This window comes from Pseudoduganella sp. UC29_106 (genome assembly GCF_044055365.1).
GTDB lineage: Bacteria > Pseudomonadota > Gammaproteobacteria > Burkholderiales > Burkholderiaceae_D > Rugamonas.
Window position 1 is genome coordinate 3,013,814 of record NZ_CP171977.1, and the last position, 14,861, is coordinate 3,028,674.

Annotated in this window: 13 protein-coding genes and 2 pseudogenes; 11 read left to right on the forward strand and 4 right to left on the reverse strand. The window is 63.9% G+C overall.

The window, feature by feature from the left end; all coding sequences use genetic code 11:
* Positions 1-521: 521 nt before the first annotated feature.
* From ACHMW6_RS15535 to ACHMW6_RS15560, 6 genes are read left to right on the forward strand one after another with little or no spacing between them, the layout of a single operon-like run.
* Positions 522-713 (forward strand): hypothetical protein, encoded by a 192-nt coding sequence (locus tag ACHMW6_RS15535; RefSeq protein ID WP_395408817.1) that lies wholly within the window; start codon positions 522-524, stop codon positions 711-713.
* 14 nt (positions 714-727) lie between these two features.
* Entirely contained in the window at positions 728-1,411 is a 684-nt protein-coding gene (locus ACHMW6_RS15540) for a hypothetical protein (RefSeq protein WP_395407971.1), read from the forward strand.
* A 12-nt stretch (positions 1,412-1,423) separates the two neighbouring features.
* A complete protein-coding gene (locus tag ACHMW6_RS15545; RefSeq protein ID WP_395407972.1) occupies positions 1,424-2,539 on the forward strand; it encodes a hypothetical protein in 1,116 nt (371 codons plus the stop codon).
* 8 nt (positions 2,540-2,547) lie between these two features.
* Complete coding sequence (locus ACHMW6_RS15550; protein ID WP_395407973.1) at positions 2,548-3,606, forward strand: zinc ribbon domain-containing protein; 1,059 nt, start codon at positions 2,548-2,550, stop codon at positions 3,604-3,606.
* Positions 3,603-4,697, forward strand: a complete 1,095-nt coding sequence (locus ACHMW6_RS15555) for a hypothetical protein (protein ID WP_395407974.1) — start codon at positions 3,603-3,605, stop codon at positions 4,695-4,697. Before ACHMW6_RS15550 ends, ACHMW6_RS15555 begins: the two co-directional genes overlap by 4 nt.
* A gap of 5 nt (positions 4,698-4,702) precedes the next feature.
* Positions 4,703-5,383, forward strand: coding sequence for a zinc ribbon domain-containing protein (locus ACHMW6_RS15560; RefSeq protein WP_395407975.1), 681 nt, complete (start codon positions 4,703-4,705; stop codon positions 5,381-5,383).
* A 55-nt stretch (positions 5,384-5,438) separates the two neighbouring features.
* On the opposite strand, the gene ACHMW6_RS15565 is transcribed toward ACHMW6_RS15560, so the two are convergent.
* On the reverse strand, positions 5,439-5,654 hold the full coding sequence (locus ACHMW6_RS15565) for a hypothetical protein (protein ID WP_395407976.1): 216 nt from the start codon (positions 5,652-5,654) through the stop codon (positions 5,439-5,441).
* A gap of 255 nt (positions 5,655-5,909) precedes the next feature.
* Positions 5,910-6,974, reverse strand: coding sequence for a substrate-binding domain-containing protein (locus ACHMW6_RS15570; RefSeq protein ID WP_395407977.1), 1,065 nt, complete (start codon positions 6,972-6,974; stop codon positions 5,910-5,912).
* 77 nt (positions 6,975-7,051) lie between these two features.
* Between ACHMW6_RS15570 and ACHMW6_RS15575 the strand changes: the two genes are divergently transcribed.
* From ACHMW6_RS15575 to ACHMW6_RS15590, 4 genes and pseudogenes are all read left to right on the forward strand, one after another.
* A complete protein-coding gene (locus tag ACHMW6_RS15575; protein ID WP_395407978.1) occupies positions 7,052-7,555 on the forward strand; it encodes a formate dehydrogenase subunit gamma in 504 nt (167 codons plus the stop codon).
* Positions 7,552-9,111, forward strand: coding sequence for a formate dehydrogenase beta subunit (locus ACHMW6_RS15580; RefSeq protein ID WP_395407979.1), 1,560 nt, complete (start codon positions 7,552-7,554; stop codon positions 9,109-9,111). Before ACHMW6_RS15575 ends, ACHMW6_RS15580 begins: the two co-directional genes overlap by 4 nt.
* Before the next feature lie 10 nt (positions 9,112-9,121).
* Positions 9,122-11,994 (forward strand): annotated as a pseudogene (fdhF, locus tag ACHMW6_RS15585) (formate dehydrogenase subunit alpha).
* Positions 11,991-12,227 carry a formate dehydrogenase subunit delta gene (locus tag ACHMW6_RS15590; protein WP_395407980.1) on the forward strand — a complete coding sequence of 79 codons (237 nt, stop codon included), beginning with the start codon at positions 11,991-11,993 and terminating at the stop codon, positions 12,225-12,227. The pseudogene fdhF and the gene ACHMW6_RS15590 overlap by 4 nt, the downstream one beginning before the upstream one ends.
* Positions 12,228-12,257: 30 nt before the next feature.
* Here the strand turns inward: ACHMW6_RS15590 and ACHMW6_RS15595 are convergent, their stop codons facing one another.
* On the reverse strand, positions 12,258-12,665 hold the full coding sequence (locus tag ACHMW6_RS15595; protein WP_395407981.1) for a DMT family transporter: 408 nt from the start codon (positions 12,663-12,665) through the stop codon (positions 12,258-12,260).
* Between the two features lie 177 nt (positions 12,666-12,842).
* Between ACHMW6_RS15595 and ACHMW6_RS15600 the strand changes: the two are divergent.
* Positions 12,843-13,765, forward strand: a pseudogene (locus ACHMW6_RS15600) (LysR family transcriptional regulator).
* Positions 13,766-13,787: 22 nt separating this feature from the next.
* On the opposite strand, the gene ACHMW6_RS15605 reads toward ACHMW6_RS15600, so the two are convergent.
* Positions 13,788-14,765 (reverse strand): NAD(P)H-quinone oxidoreductase, encoded by a 978-nt coding sequence (locus tag ACHMW6_RS15605; protein WP_395407982.1) that lies wholly within the window; start codon positions 14,763-14,765, stop codon positions 13,788-13,790.
* Positions 14,766-14,861: the final 96 nt, after the last annotated feature.

The window sequence follows — 14,861 nt, forward strand, 5'->3', positions numbered from 1 at the left end:
TGGGCGGAGCTGTCGAAACGCCCGCGGCATCGCCGCTGCCGAAAATCGCTGGGGTGTTATGTGCCGCGGTGCTTATTGCCGGCGGCGGGTTCTATGCCTACAAGCGGAGTACCGCACCAGCTTCCGCGGCAGGCGAGCCGCAGGCGTCAGCCAGCGCGCAGGCGGCGGCCGCTCCTTCTGAGCCTGGCTCGACACCACAAGGCCCTGCGGCAACGCCTGTGCCGAATGTGGAAACTGCCGCCGCCCCCGTGACTGCCGCACCTGCCGCTCCGGTGGCGCCAACTGCCATGCCAGCCGATGCCAGTACAGCGCAACCCGCGCCGGTTCAGCCCGCAAATCCGGAACCATTGAAAGCGGCCACCGCCCCGGAAAAGCCAACGACTCCGGCGAAGTCTCAAACGCAAGCCCGAGGCGCTGAAACATCCCGCACGGCCGCGCGGACCGCAACTGCAACGACAGCGCCAGCATCGGCGCAGCCGGTCCCGTTCAGCGCTCAGTCCGCGTCAGACCTCAACGAAACGATGGCCCGCAAAGTCTCCGCATTGATCGCGAAGGCGAACGGCTACGTGGACAGCAAGCAGTACGACAAAGCCATTGCCACGGCCGAAACCGCCCTGGAACTCGATCCACGCAGCAGCGCAGCGCACGCCATGATCAGCAAGGCGAAAGCGCGGCAAATGGAAGCGCTGCGCTCGGGTAGCACTCTTGAATAACGAAAGGAAGCAACATGATCAGCATTAAACAATCCCTTCTTGTCGTCAGCATCGCTTCCATGCTGGTGACCGGATGCGCAGCACCGGGCGGGCATGGTAATTCCGGAAGCGCCGACAATAACCCGGCATTGCGCTGCGCCGGTTTCGGCGTCGGCGGTGCGCTTCTCGGCGCTTTCGTCGGCGGCAAGAATGCCGCAGTGAAGGGCGCACTGGTCGGCCTGGCCGCTTGCGCCGTGGTGGAAATCGCATCGCGCCAGACGAAATCGTCGGACGTGGTCGACCAGCAGTACCGCAGCAGCAACCGCAACCAGTTGCCGCAAAACGCAAAGATCGATGGCTACAACACTTCGGTCAGCCCGAATGGCGTAGCGAAGGCCGGCGACGCGATCCGCGTTCAGTCGACCATTCGCGCCGTGTCGGGTGTCAACGAACCGGTCACCGAAGTGAAGGAGCAACTCGTGGTCTACGCGCCGAGCGGTGAAGAGTTCAAGCGCGGCGAGAAGAAAGTCAATGATGCGGCGGGCAGCGGCGAGTTCGAGAATGCCTTCACCCTGCGCCTGCCAGAAGGCGCGCCGCAAGGCGTGTACAAGTTCAGGACGCAGCTCTTCCTGAACGGCAAGCCAGCCACCGTGCGCGAAAGCAGCGTGCAGGTTGCGGGCATTGAGGCTCCTTCCAACCTGGCCCTGGCCGCTCGCTGATCGAGGATTTTAATGAATACAAACTCATATGGCGTAACGCCAAGCTATGGCTTGCTGCGTGCAGCCGAGGCCGTGACCAACTGGCGCGCACTGGCGGCCACCGGGCTGGCCGGCATGGCGATCCTGCTGAGTGTGTTTCTGACTGGAGCGCTGGCCAAGGCGAGCATGATCCTGGGTGCGCTCGGCGTGCTGTTCACCTTTGTTGTGGTGCTGACCGGCTACTCGGCTGTCGGAATCCTGCTGATGCGCCAGGCCCAGCAGCAGCCCATCGGCATCCCGGATGCTTTTATCCAGGCCATTTTCACCGTCCACCGCTTGCTGGGTGTGGCCGCGATGATGTTCCTGTGCGTGCTGGGCGTCAGCCTGTTCGCCGTGCTGATCCTGCTCTGCTGCAAGCTGCCGGGCGTCGGCAGCCTGCTGTATGCCGTGGCCTCGCCGGTATTGACGGTGCTGATCGGCGCCACTATTGCTGGCTTGCTGTACGTGGCCTTGCCGCTGGCGGCGCCGGCAGTATGGGAGGGCAACACCGTGTGGCAAACCACGGCTCGCCTGTTGGTGATCGTGCGCCAGCGCCTGGTGAGCGTCATCATCAACCTGGTCATCCTCAGCTTGCTGGTGCTGGTGCTGGCCGGCGTGGTGTATGTGGTGCTCTCCTCGGGCTATCTGACCACGGCCGGGCTTTCGTCGGCAGTTGGAATTGATTCAATTGGCGGACTGTCGCAATCGTTGACCGGAATGATGATGTCCGGTCTTGGGAGCGGCGGTGGCTTTCATGGCGGCGAGTCGCAGTCCTACGCCGGCGCTTTCATTTTCTCCACCGGCGTTCTGGTGATGATCGGCGCCATCATTCCTGCCCTGACTTACATCAATGGCACTTGCCTGGTGTACCTGCAGACCGTGGAAGGCCTGAACTTCGGTGAGGCGGAAGAGCAAATCCAGACGCGCATGGAAGAAGCCAGGCGCGTCGCGCGAGAAGCCAAGGAGCGCGCCAATGCACAAATGCAGCAGGCCAAGGCTGCAGCCCAGCGTCCCGAAGCCGCGGCGGAACAGCGCTCGTGCACCGTCTGCAAGGCGCCTATGGCGGCGGATGATGTGTTCTGCGGCGAGTGTGGCGCTAAGCACGCTTAAGGAAATTCATGGCACGATTCTGCGCCAAATGTGGCACTGCGGTGGATGCCGACGCTTGCTTTTGCGGCGAGTGCGGCGTGCCCCTAAGGCCCGCTGCCGCGGCGGCAGCCGCACCGGCGCCAACGGCCGCGCGCCGGGCCGGCAAACTGGCTTTTCTTGCCGCTGGCGGCGTGCTGGCGGTGTTCGGGGTGGTGGGCGGGCTGGCCTACCTGACGGCCGACGAGGCGGCTTCGCCGGAAGTTTTCGCGAAGGCGATCGGCAAATACTACGAGACAAATCCCGCTGCGGAGGCCAGGCTGCGTTGTGTCGCCGACCTGGATCTGGAAAAAGATCCAGTCGCGGTCAGGGGCTTTGAATCCCGGCGGCGTGCGACCATGGACGAACTCGTTGCGGCCGGCCTATATGCGCCTCCCGAGGTGCAGTCCAGCGGCGGCTTCTTCTCCATGCAATCTTATCGCTACCAGCGCACCGACGCGGGTAGCCGAGTCATCAAGGACGGCAAGTTATGCGTGGCGCCGGCAATCGAGGTGCGGAATGTGCGCTTCGAGCAAGGGGCGGCCGGTTCCACGATGGCGGCGCAATTTCAGTACGATCTGAAACGTCCGGAGCCCTGGTTCAAGGGGGAACTTGCCCGGCAGCTTGGGCGCAGCCTCCCCCTGGAAAAAGAGAATTTTGCCGTACTGGAGCTGCGTGACGGTAAATGGGTGATGAGCAGTGATACCCCTCGTTTTGCCAGGGCCGTTGCGGCAGGGCGGACGGCGGTGCCAGCGCAATCGCTGGGACAGCGCGTCCAAAGCTGGTTCCGGACGGGTAACCCGTTGATTGGCCAATGGCGCATCACAAATTCGCCTTGGCTGGCCGGCACCCGCCTGGTTTTCAACGCGAACCAGGCCAGCGTGGGCCGCCCGAACGAAGCAGTGCGTTATGAAGTCAAGCGGGACAGCGTCACCGTGCATTACGTGGAGCGCAACACCAGCGACGTGTTCCAGATACAGGATGACGATCATATCAACCTGCTGAGTGATGCTGGCGTATTCCTGTTGGAACGAATCAAGGAAGGAAAATGAGTTACGAATTTAATCCTGAGAATAAGGTCTTCGAATTTCCCAACCCCTACAAAGTCGAAAACCTGGCCTGGCTGGCGGCAGGCGGCTTGTTGGCGGTGGGTGGCGTCGGCATGCTGTTCGTGGTGCGCGATCGTATTGCCCACGGAGTGGACCTGGCCGGGCTGAAGGTGATCGGTCTCGCGGTGATCCTGATGTTGCTCGGCTTCGGCTCCCTGGCGCGCGCCTTCACCCAGTTGCGCTTTTTCTTCGGCCGCAACCGGCCGGACAGTCTCGCGCCGCTAGTGGCCAACGAAGCCGACGGCGACAGCCAGAAGGCTGCTGCTTACAAGGAGACCTTGCGCCAGAATGCGATTACCTATCCGGAGCCGAAGGGGGCGCTGAACGGTTTGCTGTACTCACTGCTGCCATCGCTAATCTTTGCGCCGCAGGTGGTAAGGCGGTCGGCGGAGGCGCAGTTCTACAACTTCATGGTGCTGGCCGCCACCGTTGTCAGCTTCCTGGTCTGTTGGCTGGCGTTCGGCCAAAGCGCTGCGGCAGGCTGGATCGGCCTGTCGTATGGCGTATTCGCGTTGGTGCAGATCATGCGGCCCATGGCAGCGGGCGGTGCGGGCCGCAGCGTCGAGCGCCAGGTCAGCACCGGCAGCCTGATTGGCCTGATCCTGCTGGCAGTGCTGGGCCCAGTGGTGCTGGGCATGATGGCCGGGAGCTTGCCTTCGCTGGGCGAACTGTCCATCAATGGCGTGGTGTTCATTGCCTTGCTGTGTGCGCTGGCCAGCTGCGTGGTGTTTGGCCTGGCCCTGAAAAATCAGCTGCGCTCGGCGCCGGACGCGGTGGGCTCGGCGCGCGTGACGGAAACCGTCACCATGAACTCCCATCCCAACAAGCTGATCGAGGAACTGGATCGCATCCTGATGGGGCGCTGGCACGGCAATATCCCGAACCGCCGCTATAGCCGCCGCTCGCCGCAGGTGGATGCAGCCCAGGGACAGTTCGCGGCCGAAATGTTCGAGGAGACGCAGCCGCGTCCGCAAACTCATGGGTGGCGGAAAACCTCGGCCACGCCTTCGCCAGTCCGCGCTTTTTCTGGCTGACCTGCTTGACCGCGCTGGGTCTGCTCTGCGTGGTAGCCGGCGCCAGCGCCACATTCCTGGCCAGCAAGCACATTCTGGACGGCGAGCCCGTCGCCAGCATCATCGCGTTCGCAGTCAGCCAGTTCGGCGTGGGCTTGTTCTGCCTGAACTCCGCCCATGTGCTGTGGGGACGGTTTGATTTCGTCTCGGAGCTGATCTGGGTGGACATCAGCGGCAGCTACGAGTCGGCGCGTGTGAATGTGGGCAATCAGGTGACGTCGCAAGTGCACAGCAGCAAAAACGTGATCAATATCGAATCGATGACTATGCGCGTGTGGGTGTCGGAGATCGATACCGTCATCTTCGGCAAGGATTCCTTCCGACAGATGGTCGGCATGCGCGGCCTGCCGGTGTTTGCGGAAGAGCTGGCGCGGTCGCTCAAGGGCTTTGGCGAAACGTGTTCGTCAATCGTGGCACCGTCGTCTCAGCAGGATCTGGAACGCGCCCGCAATCTGGCCGTGGTAGGCCAGGTGATGGGCGGCGAAGACCCGTTGGGACTGGTGGAGAAATTGAGCCTCAAGACGGAAGCGGCGCCATCCGCCCCGGCGGCTGCGGTGGTGGCAGCCGTACTGCCAGGCTGCAAGCAATGCGGCGCCGGCCTGGAGCCGGACGACCGCTTCTGTGGTGATTGCGGCGCCGCTGTGTAATGACTGCCCAGCCTCGCCGTGAACGGAAGGCTGGGCATAGGACTGTGTTGAAGGATTAGCTTTCGGGCATACCGCGCAAGAGCTCAATGTCCTTCACTGCATGAACCCAGGCGGCATCGGGGCCGATGCGCACGCCGCTGGTCAGGGGGAGTTCGATATCTTTCAGGACTTTGCCGTCCAGCGAAATCTTGTATCGAAGGGGAGTGTACTCGACCTCATAGGTCCGTTTCTGGCCTTGCTGACGAGTGTAGGTGTCATGGGATGCGGGCATATGACCTCCTTGGATCTGTTGGGAAATTAGCATAGCACGAAGCGTTCGCGGACGCTGCCGCTAGTCCGATTGTATATCCGAGTTGGCGTCGTTTCTCATGAATCCGGTATCGTGCACGGCGAACACGTTTGCCGGCAAGGAACGCTAGCTACCAGCGGTCACGTGTCGGCGGGCAGCCGTCAATGCTGTCAGCTGGTTCGAGCGCTCCGGCGACGCGAGCACACACCATTCGTCGTGAGATGGCGGTCCTCGTTGTTACAACAACGACGCCACCTGCACGATGCTGCCGCACTGGGCACCATCGTAGCCGGGCAGGGTGGATAGCTGGGCTTTGAAAGCATCGCTGGACATAACGGCCAGGGTGGCGGCTACCACCGGCAAGGCGAGCGCGTTGCGGGCGCAGGCGAAGAAGTACTGTTCGCGGATCACGGGCACGAAGTCCAGGTCGAAGCGGCGGGCGGCGGTTTCAACGCCGAAGCTGGCGTCGGCCATGCCGCTGGCCACATAGGCGGCCACGGCGGCGTGCGTGAACTCGGCGCTTTCGTAGCCGTTGATCGTGTCCTGGCCGATGCCTTCGGCGGCGAGCAGGAGTTCCAGCAGCAGGCGCGTGCCGGAGCCGCGCTGGCGGTTCACGAAGCGCACGTCGTCACGCGCCAGGTCGGCCAGTGTGCGGATGTCCTTGGGATTGCCCTTGGCGGCGAACAGGCCCTGTGTGCGGAAGGCCAGGTGGATCAGCATGTGCTTTTCCGGATCGAGCCAGGAAAGGTACTTGGATGCTGCGGCGCGTTCGAATGGCCCCACCGGAAGGTGGAAGCCGGCCAGATGGCATTCGCCGCGGCCCAGCGCTGCCAGCGCTTCTGTGCTGCTGCGGTATTGCAGGTCGACCACCGTGCCATGTTGTTCGATTTGCGAGATCAACGCTGCCACCGCGAATCCGTGCGAGGCTGTGAGGCGCAGCGCGGGGGCGGGATCGGGCATAACGCTGGCCAGTTCCTGCTGCAGTTCGGATGCCAGGCTGTCCAACATGGGCGAGAGGCGGGCGCGGATGCGCTTGTCGGCCCAGATCAGCTTTTCCGCCAGCGGCGACAGGGCCGTGCCGTGCCCCCGCACCTTGCTCACCAGTTCCGCGCCGAAGTGCGCTTCGAAGTCGCGCAGCATGCCCCACGCGTGGCGGTAGGACAGGCCGCAGGTCGTCGCGGCCCGGCTGATGCTGCCCAGGTCACGCACGGCCGTCAGCAGCGCAAGTAGCGCGGGCAGCGGCGTGGCGTCGCCATCGGGTTGACGCAGTACCCAGTCGGGCTGGATTTCAACTTTGAGCATATGCAAATTCTTTCATATTGAATTGCCAATTTTACCGTGTTAGCCTGCATCTGTAGCGAGCATTATAAGCACAAGATATGTTCAGTAAAACATATACGGAGACAGCATGCAGCCACACCGAATCCATCCTCGCCGAATGCGGCGGCACGCAGGACCAGCTCCTTCCGGCCCTGCACGCGATCCAGGACGCCGCCGGTTATATCCCGGCCGACGCCGTAGCCGACATTGCCGCGGCCTTCAACCTGTCGCGCGCTGAAGTGCACGGCGTGATCACTTTCTATCACTACTTCCGCACAGAAGCGCCGGCCCGCCACGTGGTGCAGATCTGCCGTGCCGAAGCTTGCCAGAGCATGGGGGGCGACGCGCTGGCGGCTCACGCTGAACGCGCCACCGGCTGCAAGCTGCACGCACACGGCGAAGGCCACAGCTGCGGTTCGCATGGCGACGTGACGCTGGAACCGGTGTATTGCCTGGGCCAGTGCGCAACGGCTCCCGCCGTGATGATAGACGGTCAGTTGCATGCACGCGTCACCCCGCAACGTTTCGATGCGCTGCTGGCGCGCGCAAAGGAGGCCGTATGAGCATCCGCATCTATGTACCGGGCGATTCCGCCGCACTGGCGCTGGGCGCCGACATGGTGGCGGACGCCATCGTCGCCGAGGCGAGCGCACGCGGCGTGGAGATTGAACTGGTGCGCAACGGCACGCGTGGTCTGCTGTACCTGGAGCCGCTGGTGGAAGTGGCCACCGCTTCCGGCCGCGTGGGCTACGGCCCGGTAGACGTGGCGGACGTGCCCGGCCTGTTCGAAGCCGGCTTCCACCTGGGTCAGGACGGCCACCCACTGGCACTGGGTCTGGTGGAGCAGATCCCCTATCTGGCGAAGCAGCAGCGCCTGACCTTCGCGCGCGCCGGTATCACCGACCCGCTGTCTCTGGCCGACTACGAAGCGATGGACGGCTACAAAGGCTTGCGCAACGCGCTGGGCATGGAGCCTGCCGCCATCGTGGCTGCCGTCACGGCGTCCGGCCTGCGCGGACGGGGTGGCGCGGCTTTCCCGACTGGCATTAAGTGGAACACGGTGCTGAAGGCGCAGGCTGCGCAGAAGTACATCGTCTGCAACGCGGACGAAGGCGACTCCGGCACCTTTGCCGACCGCATCGTGATGGAGAGCGATCCCTTCGTGCTGATCGAGGGCATGACGATTGCCGGCCTGGCGGTGGGCGCCACGCGCGGCTACATCTATGTGCGCAGCGAATACCCGCACGCCATCGATCAGTTGAACCGCGCCATCGGCATCGCGCAGGCGAACGGCTACCTGGGCGTCGACGTGATGGGCAGCGGCCGCACCTTCCACCTGGAAGTGCGCAAGGGCGCCGGCGCTTATATCTGCGGCGAGGAGACGGCCCTGCTGGAGAGCATCGAGGGCAAGCGCGGCGTGGTGCGTGCCAAGCCGCCGCTGCCGGCGCTTTCCGGCCTGTTCGGCCAGCCGACCGTCATCAACAATGTGCTGTCGCTGGCCGCTGTGCCGCTGATCCTGGACAAGGGAGCGGCCTACTACCAGGACTACGGCATGGGCCGTTCACGCGGCACCTTGCCCGTGCAACTGGCGGGGAATATCAAACACGGAGGACTGATCGAACTGGCCTTCGGCGTTACGCTGCGCGACATCCTGTACGAATACGGCGGCGGCAGCGCTTCCGGCCGTCCGATCAAGGCTGTGCAGGTGGGCGGTCCGTTGGGCGCTTACCTGCCGGAGTCGCAATGGGATACGCCGCTGGACTATGAAGCCTTCGCTTCGCTGTGGGCGGTGCTGGGCCACGGCGGCATCGTGGTGCACGATGACTCGGCGGATATGGCGAAGCTGGCTCGCTACGCGATGGAGTTCTGCGCCATCGAATCCTGCGGTAAATGCACGCCATGCCGCATCGGTTCCACGCGCGGCGTGGAAGTGATCGACAAGATCACCGCCAACGAGGACCGTCCCAAGCAGGTGATCCTGCTGCGCTCCCTGTGCGACACCATGCTCAATGGTTCGCTGTGCGCCATGGGCGGGATGACGCCGTATCCAGTGCTGTCCGCCCTCAACCACTTCCCGCAAGACTTCGGCCAGGTCGCAGGCGACCAGCAAGCCGCCTAGGAGAACAAGAATGATCGAGACTATCCTGACCCGCGACTTCGGCACGCCGCCCCAGCGTAGCCACCGATTTCGTCACGCTCACCATCGACGGCCAGCGCGTGACTGTGCCGGCCGGGACTTCCGTGATGCGCGCGGCGGCCGAGAGCAGCATCAATATCCCCAAGCTGTGCGCGACGGACAGCCTGGAACCTTTCGGTTCCTGCCGCCTGTGCCTGGTGGAGATCGAGGGCCGCCGCGGCTATCCTGCTTCCTGCACCACGCCTGTGGAAGAGGGCATGGTGGTGCGCACGCAAACCCCGAAGCTGCAGGAGCTGCGCAAGGGTGTGATGGAGCTGTACATTTCCGACCACCCTCTGGACTGCCTCACTTGCCCGGCCAACGGTAATTGCGAGCTGCAGGACATGGCGGGTGTAACCGGCCTGCGCGAGGTGCGCTACGGCTACGAGGGCGATAATCACCTGAAGCTGAAGAAGGATGAATCGAATCCTTACTTCACCTTCGATTCGTCCAAGTGCATCGTGTGCAACCGCTGCGTGCGGGCTTGCGAGGAAACCCAGGGCACCTTTGCGCTGACCATTTCCGGGCGCGGCTTTGAGTCGCGCGTGTCGGCGGGGCAGAGCCAGAGCTTCATGGAATCTGAATGCGTATCCTGCGGCGCCTGCGTGGAAGCCTGCCCGACCGCTACGCTGCAGGAGAAATCGGTGATCTGGCTCGGCCAGGCCGAGCACAAGGTCACCACTACTTGCGCTTATTGCGGCGTGGGCTGCTCGCTGGACGCCGAGATGAAGGGCAGCGAGGTCGTGCGCATGGTGCCGAGCAAGGATGGCAAGGCGAACGAAGGCCACGCTTGCGTGAAAGGCCGCTTCGCCTGGGGCTATGCGACGCACAAGGACCGTATCCTGAAGCCCATGATCCGCTCGAAGATCACGGACCCGTGGAAGGAAGTGTCGTGGGACGAGGCGCTGGACTACGCCGCATCCGAATTCAAGCGCATCCAGGCCAAACATGGCCGCGACTCGGTGGGCGGCATTGTGTCCTCCCGTTGCACGAACGAGGAAGGCTACCTGGTGCAGAAGCTGGTGCGCGCTGCCTTCGGCAACAACAACGTCGACACTTGCGCACGCGTTTGCCATTCGCCCACCGGCTATGGATTGAAGCAGACGCTGGGCGAATCGGCCGGCACGCAAACCTTCAAGTCGGTGGCGAAGTCCGATGTGATCATGGTGATCGGCGCCAACCCAACCGACGGCCATCCGGTGTTCGCTTCTCGCATGAAGCGCCGCATCCGCCAGGGCGCGAAGCTGATCGTGATCGATCCGCGCCGCATCGACCTGGTGAAGTCGGCGCACGTGAAAGCGCATTATCATCTGGCGCTGCGTCCCGGCACCAATGTGGCGATGGTCAGCTCGCTGGCGCACGTGATCGTGACTGAGGGCCTGCTGGCCGAGCAGTTCATCGCCGAGCGCTGCGAAGACCGTGCCTTCCAGCAGTGGCGCGATTTCGTGGCGCAGGAATCCAATTCGCCGGAAGCGATGGAGTCCGTGACGGGCGTGCCGGCACAGCAGGTTCGCGAAGCGGCGCGCCTGTTCGCCACCGGCGGCAATGGCGCCATCTATTACGGCCTGGGCGTGACCGAGCATGCGCAGGGTTCCACCACCGTCATGGGCATTGCCAACCTGGCCATGGCGACTGGCAACGTGGGTCGCGAAGGCGTGGGCGTGAATCCGCTGCGCGGCCAGAACAATGTGCAGGGCTCCTGCGACATCGGCTCCTTCCCGCACGAGCTGCCGGGCTACCGCCACGTGTCCGACACCACGGTGCGCACCCAGTTCGAGGAAGCCTGGGTGTGAGCCTGCAGGCGGAGCCAGGCCTGCGCATCCCGAACATGTTCGATGCGGCGCTGGACGGCAGCTTCAAGGGCCTGTACTGCCAGGGCGAGGATATCGTGCAGTCCGACCCGAACACCCAGCACGTGACGGCCGCGCTGGAGTCGATGGAGTGCATCGTGGTGCAGGACATCTTCCTCAACGAGACCGCCAAGTATGCCCACGTGCTGCTGCCCGGCTCCTCCTTCCTGGAGAAGGACGGCACCTTCACCAACGCCGAACGCCGCATCTCGCGCGTGCGCAAGGTGATGGCGCCGCGCGCCGGCTACGCCGATTGGGAAGTGACGGTACAGCTGGCGAACCGCCTTGGCTATCCGATGAACTACAAGCACCCGTCCGAAATCATGGACGAAATCGCGCGCCTCACGCCAACCTTCAGCGGCGTGAGCTACGCCAAGCTGGAAAAGCTGGGCAGCATCCAGTGGCCGTGCAACGACGAGGCGCCGGAAGGCACCCCGACCATGCATATCGACAGCTTCGTGCGCGGCAAGGGACGCTTCATCATCACGCAATACGTGCCGACGACCGAGAAGGTGACACGCATGTATCCGCTGATCCTGACCACGGGCCGCATCCTGTCGCAGTACAACGTGGGTGCGCAGACGCGCCGCACGGAGAATGTGCGCTGGCATGCGGAGGACCGGCTGGAGCTGCATCCGCACGATGCGCAGGAGCGCGGCATCAAGGATGGTGAATGGGTCGGCATCCAGAGCCGGGCAGGGGAGACGGTGCTGCGCGCAATGATCACCGAGCGCATGCAGCCGGGCGTGGTGTACACCACCTTCCACTTCCCGGAATCCGGCGCCAATGTCATCACCACCGAGAATTCGGACTGGGCGACCAATTGCCCCGAGTACAAGGTGACGGCGGTGCAGGTGATGCCGGTGCAGCAGCAGTCCGACTGGCAGCTGGAGTACGCGCGCTTCAACGAGGCGCAGCTCGGGCTGGCGCAGGGCGGCGCGCTGGCAAACCCATGACGATAAGGAGACTTGAATGAACCAACTCCACCTGGCCATGATGGCCAACCAGATCGGCTCCTTCTTCCTGTCCTACCCGGACCAGGAGGAGGCCCGGGCGGAAATCGCCACGCACATCCAGCGCTTCTGGGCGCCGCGCATGCGCTCCCAGTTGCTGGAGCACGTAGCTCTGACCGGCGGCCACGGCCTCGATCCGCTGGTGATCGAGGCGATCCAGGCGCACCGCGCGCGCCTGCTGCCGCTGGCCGCTTGAGCTTTTAGGGGGGCGTGCAGCCTGGCCACCTCACCGGGCGATATTGGCAGCTTGCGTTGTGCTCGCAAGCTGCACGAGGAGCACGCCGCCCAGGATCAGGCCGACGCCGGCGAGGCGCACCAGGTTGACGGGCTTGGCCTCAATGCCCATCAGGCCAAAGTGATCGACCAGCATTGCCACCACCATTTGCCCGGCAACGACGCAGGCGAGAAATCCGCCTGCGCCAAGCTTCGGCGTGACCGCGGCGGCGCCACCTACATAGATCGCGCCAACGACGCCGCCAATCCAGAGCCACCACGGTCCCTGCAGCGCACTCCCCAATGCAGGTGCGGACGCCCGCTGGGCGCCGAGCATTGGCAGAATCACCAAAGTGCTGATCATCAGCGACGTCAGGGCGCCCCAGAACGGGTGCCCCAGCGCCGCGGCCGACGGCTGCATTGCCCGCCGCCTGAAACGGGAGGCCGGCGCCTGCAAGCAGGGCGAGGCCCACTGGCCAGAGGGAAAATGCTGTTTTTACTTATCATGACTGCTCCCTGGATTTATTCGGATAGCCGTATGATCGATCATCCATGGAGATGATGGAAATCGTTCGTATGCACGTGCTATATTCGTCTCATGGATGAACTCCGGCGAATTGATCTCAACCTGCTTTTAACCCTGCACGCCCTGTTGGCGGAAAAGCACGTCACTCGCGCAGCGCTTCGGCTGCATAAGAGTCAGCCCGCGGTCAGCCATTCGCTTGCGCAGCTGCGCGAGCTTTTTGACGATCCGCTCTTGATTCGGCGGGCCGGCAGCATGACATTAGTACGAGGGCGCAGGGGCTCGTTCAGCCGCTCGAGAATGCGCTGGGCAGCCTGAACGCCTTGCTTGGTGCACCGGAATTCGATCCCGCGTCGGTACGCGGGCGTTTTCGCATTGCGATGTCCGACTATGCCGCACGCATTTTCTTGCCGCGGCTAATGCGGCATGTGCGCCAGCACGCTCCGGGCCTTGACCTGGCAATCAGCCAGACCAGCCGGGATGCGATGCTGGCGCAGCTTGCCGACGGCGAACTGGATCTGGCGCTGGGCGTTTTTCCTGGCGCGTCAGAAGAGATCCAGGTTCAGGCGCTTTTCGAGGAGCACTTTGTCAGCCTCGCGGATAGGAGCGCGCTGCCCAAAAAGAGTGTGCTGACGCTGGAGGACTGGCTAAGGCGTCCGCACGTCGTACTGGCGATGCGGCCGGAGCCCAATGACGAAATCGAAAGGGAGCTGGAGTCACGCGGCTTGAAGCGGCACATCGCACTTGTGCTGCCACACTGGGGCGCCGCCGTCTCGGTAATCGCAGGGACGGACCTGATACTGACGGTCGCCAGTCGTGCAGTAGAAGCGTTGGACCAGCATAAAACCCTGAAAGAATTTGCGCCTCCGCTGGATCTTCCGCGATTCGCGTACCAGCAGGCGTGGCATGTGCGTAGAGATGGCGATCCGGCGCACAAGTGGTTGCGGGAGGCGATCCGGATGGCTGGCGCGCCGATTCAGCGTGCGCGCCAGCCGTGAGGCGTGAAGAGGCGGGTGCCGTTCAGGCCAGCAGCATCACCTTGCCCACGTGCGCGCTGGTTTCCATCAGCGCGTGCGCCTGGGCTGCTTCGTGCATGGGGAAGGTGCGATAGATCACGGGTTTGATCATGCCATCTTCGATCAGCGGCCATACGCGCTCGCGCAGCTTGCGCGCGATGGCGGCCTTGAACTCGACGGAGCGGGGACGCAGCGTGGAACCGGTGATGGTGAGTCGCCGCCGCAGCACATGGCCAAAATTGACTTCGGCCTTGCCGCCTCCCAGCAGGGCGATGAAGACCAGGCGTCCGTCATCGGCCAGGCAGCCGATTTCGCGCTGCACGTAGTCGCCGCCGACCATGTCCAGGATCACGTCCACGCCCCTGCCGTGCGTGGTTTCCTTGATCACGGCCGCGAAGTCCTGGTTGCGGTAATTGATGGCGCGGTCGGCTCCCAGCGCTTCGCAGGCGCGGCATTTCTCTTCGCTGCCTGCGGTAGCGAACACGCGGTTCCCCAGCGCCGCCGCGAGCTGGATGGCCGCGACGCCGATGCCGGACGTGCCGCCTTGCACGAGCAGCGTCTCCGCCGGGCCCAGTGCGGCGCGGTCGTACACATTGCTCCATACCGTAAAGTAGGTCTCGGGCAGCGACGCCGCTTCCAGCATCGACAGCCCACGCGGGATCGGCAGGCACAGGTCGATATCCGCAGCGCAGTACTGGGCGTAGCCGCCGCCCTGCACCAGCGCGCATACCTGGTCGCCCAGGCGCCAGCCGCTGTCGCCGGGCTGGCCGGCCACGATTTCGCCCGCTACCTCGAGGCCCGGCAAATCGGACGCGCCTTCCGGCACCGGATATTTCCCGATGCGCTGCAGCAGGTCCGGACGGTTGATGCCGGCGGCATGAACCTTGATCAGCACTTGTCCCGGCTTGAGCGAGGGGCGCGGACGCTCGCAGGCCTGCAGCACCTCCGGCCCGCCGGGCGTGGTAATTTCCATCGCTAACATAGGCTCTCTCCCTTTGAAGGACTGGGGACCGATGGTAGGACGGAAGACGCTAGAATAGCCTTGACCGCAGTCAAGAATCGGCAAGGCGTGGACTTC